This is a genomic window from Desemzia sp. FAM 23990 (genome assembly GCF_045528485.1).
Classification (GTDB): domain Bacteria; phylum Bacillota; class Bacilli; order Lactobacillales; family Carnobacteriaceae; genus Desemzia.
The window spans coordinates 1-3150 of the sequence record NZ_JBGQQW010000046.1 but is presented as its reverse complement, the minus strand read 5'-3'; the positions used below and the strand labels follow the sequence as shown (position 1 = coordinate 3150).

Sequence of the window (3150 nt, the reverse complement as noted above, 5' to 3'; positions counted from 1 at the left end):
TGTTCCCATGCCGAACACAGTAGTTAAGCTTCTTAGCGCCGAAGGTAGTGAGGGGTTTCCCCTTGTGAGACTAGGACGTTGCCGCGCAATCGAAAGCATCATCTTCGGATGGTGCTTTTTTTGTACAATCAATTGGTATAAAATTCAAGATATTTTTTTGAATATATGGGTTCTTGCTGGCCAAAAATATCGTTCCTACAGAACTACACGTTTTCCATTAAAAAGATTAAAGAACATTCTCAAAATACAAAAGCCCGTAGCCAAACCAACAGTAGTGCTTGTTAGTTCATGGTTACGGGCTTATTATCTTCTGCAGCATTAATGAGAATTGTTTATTGATTTTGCTAAGCAATCTGTTCCTTATACTCATGTGGAAATATTAACTCCTAAATTAAATGAAAGTACGAGCTTCTTTGTTTAAATATTAGGCATGTAGAGAATTAAATATAAAAATGAATCTGTTACCTTCGCTGTTGGAGAGCAATGATTTATGGAACGACCCAGATCAAACGATGGAAAACGTCAAAAAGAACCGTCGTCAAGAAATTGAAGAAGCAACGAAACATTTAAGCGTGAAAGATTATGAAATATAGGACTTGCAAGATTACCATCTGAGCGTGATTGGCCAAGATAAAGAAAGAATGTTGCATAAAATCAGAGAAGTACAACCATATGTGATTTTGACTCATGGTCCTAAAGATGCTTTTAATCCAGATCATGAATTGGTATCGAATTTTGTGTTTGAAGCAAGTGTACTCTCTACTTCAAACGGTGTTCGTTTAGAAGATATGAAACGAAGCAAACAAAGCAGTATATTTGGATTTGAACCACATCAAGCTGAGATCAGTGATTTCAAACCGGAAGTCATCATTGATATTACAGAAACTTATGAGCAAAAGTAGCTGCAATGAACTGCTTCAAATCTCAAAAACATTTGATTGATTATTACAGTGCGAAAGCATTGAGCAGAGGGAACCAAGCTCGCCGTTGTTCTCGTAAAAATGAATACCAATATACAGAAACCTTCACCCACTTCTTCCCATATGTAGGAGGTGTGTTTAACTAATGGAAAAATACATTGTAAAAAAACATTTCTCGTCCATCTGAGGGAATTTTAACAGCTTATCGTGAAATGGATGTATCGACTGTTTATGAAGCGCAAGAAAAAACAGGCTTGATGCTGCTATACCTTCTTCCTATCTCGCAAGGACAAAAAATCGTAGGTCCTGCTGTAACCGTAATTTGTCCTCCTGAAGATAATTTAGTGGTTCATGCAGCGATCGTAGTGTGCCAACCAGGTGATATTCTAGTGATTACCACAACAACTGACAACTATATAGGCGGGATGGTTGGAGAACTGATCGTTACAGCTCTAATTAAACGAGGTATTCAAGGCATTGTTATTGATTCTGCAACTCGCGATGTAGAGTTGACTTCGTGAATTAGGATTTCCAGTTCGAACAAGAGATATTTATTCAAACGGAACCTTTAAAAGAAAAGGCGGATGGGTAAATACACCGGCCAATTGTGCTGGACAAATCGTTCGTGGTGGGGATTTGATTATGGCAGATGACGATGGTGTAGTCGTTGTCAAAATAGAAAACTTATCTGCTACTTGAGATAAGCGGTTCTTCTCTCAAAAAGCCTATTCCAACTGCTGTTAAGGTAAATAATATGGTATTTACTTCAGCTGTAATGGGGACATATCCTGAGACAGGAAAGATACCGGAAACAATTGAAGAAGAAACGGATTTAATTTTTAATTATCTCGAAGAAATAGTAGAAAAAGCAGGGGCAGTACAGAGAATATTGCACTTCTTAGCGAACTGATAACAGATAAATTCTATAAAAAGCAATTATATACAGCTTGACTCAACATGCTTGCTGATTCTTCTAATCGTCCAGCCCGCCATACAAGTGTTCAGTCGTTAAAAACGGGCGTCCACATTCAGATAGAAATGATGGCAGTATTATAGATACATAGGGAATTAGTAAATGACTTTAGGAAAAGAGGAGAATGCCAGGCCTATTGGGATTATTGTGAATGTGTTGTCAGTTGCATTAGGTGGTATGTAGGAGGACTAGCTGGGAAATATCTGAGCCCTCATTTTAAAACACAGATCACACTCATTTTTGGAGTTTGTTCTTTATCGATTGGGATATTTACGTTAGGAATTATGGAAAACATGCCTGCAGAAGTATTAGGAACCGACTTAGGTCTAATATTGCATTTAGGAACTTGGATCAATCAGAGCGGCGTATTGATGGAAAAGACAATTACTACTTTGTTTAAGACACCAAAACATGGAATGGATCCTGCAGAATATATTTCTAAATTAACAACTGTAATTGTACTGTTTTGTGCAAGCGGAACAGGAATATATGGATCATTAGATGCTGGGATGACAGGCGGCAGTACGATTCTATTTTCAAAATCTATTTTAGATTTCTTTACAGCAGCTATATTTGCAGTAAATTTAGGATATGTTGTTTCGATTATTGCAATTCCACAATTTGTTATCTTCCTTGTCCTGTTCTTGTTGGCAAAAGTTGTTTTTCCAATGGCGTCCCCAGTTATGATCAATGACTTTAAAGCTGCAAGAGGTTTATTGATGATAGCGACTGAGTTTAGAATGATGAAAGTAAAAGAATTCCCTGTTGCCGATATGATACTTGCTATGCTGTTAGTCATATCGCTGAGCTACATCTGGACAAATTGGCTGGTTCCAATGTTTTAACTTTAAAATAGTGGTAAAAAATACATTTTACATACTTAAAATGCATATTTAGTCCTTCTAAAATCTTTATTTAGAAGGGCTTTTTTTTATAGTAGTAAAAAGAATTGTGCTTTTTTGAAATAAAATGTTGAAAAACTGTTGACGCATATTAAAATAGATGATAATATATAGAAGTTGTCACAGAGACGTTGTTCAAACGTTTCGGAAGATAATAAAAAATAATTTCAAAAACTTGTTGACATTGAGTCAACGCTCTGGTATTATTAAGAAGTTGTCACAGCGACAACGCAAACGAAATTAGACCTTTGAAAACTAAACAAAGTAAGACGAACCAAACGTGTAAGGAAGTTTTGGCAAGTGCCAAAACAAACAAATTAGTGAATATTTATTCGCTAGCAATCAATTAATGAGC

The 3150-nt window shown here is 36.3% G+C and carries 5 protein-coding genes, 1 rRNA gene and 1 pseudogene; all 7 read left to right on the top strand.

The genetic code is table 11. From position 1 onward, the window contains the following. Positions 1-87 (top strand): 5S ribosomal RNA (gene rrf, locus ACEN4I_RS13245); the annotation flags it as partial. A gap of 365 nt (positions 88-452) precedes the next feature. Continuing rightward, on the top strand, positions 453-593 hold the full coding sequence (locus tag ACEN4I_RS13240) for a hypothetical protein (RefSeq protein ID WP_407097719.1): 141 nt from the start codon (positions 453-455) through the stop codon (positions 591-593). A 3-nt stretch (positions 594-596) separates the two neighbouring features. After that, positions 597-902 (top strand): PIG-L deacetylase family protein, encoded by a 306-nt coding sequence (locus ACEN4I_RS13235; protein ID WP_407097720.1) that lies wholly within the window; start codon positions 597-599, stop codon positions 900-902. A gap of 230 nt (positions 903-1132) precedes the next feature. Further along, on the top strand, positions 1133-1441 hold the full coding sequence (locus ACEN4I_RS13230) for a hypothetical protein (RefSeq protein WP_407097721.1): 309 nt from the start codon (positions 1133-1135) through the stop codon (positions 1439-1441). Positions 1442-1469: 28 nt separating this feature from the next. After that, positions 1470-1619 carry a hypothetical protein gene (locus tag ACEN4I_RS13225; protein WP_407097723.1) on the top strand — a complete coding sequence of 50 codons (150 nt, stop codon included), beginning with the start codon at positions 1470-1472 and terminating at the stop codon, positions 1617-1619. 55 nt (positions 1620-1674) lie between these two features. Next, complete coding sequence (locus tag ACEN4I_RS13220; protein ID WP_407097722.1) at positions 1675-1830, top strand: hypothetical protein; 156 nt, start codon at positions 1675-1677, stop codon at positions 1828-1830. Between the two features lie 165 nt (positions 1831-1995). Beyond that, positions 1996-2738, top strand: a pseudogene (locus ACEN4I_RS13215) (DUF554 domain-containing protein). The last annotated feature ends 412 nt before the right edge of the window (positions 2739-3150 follow it).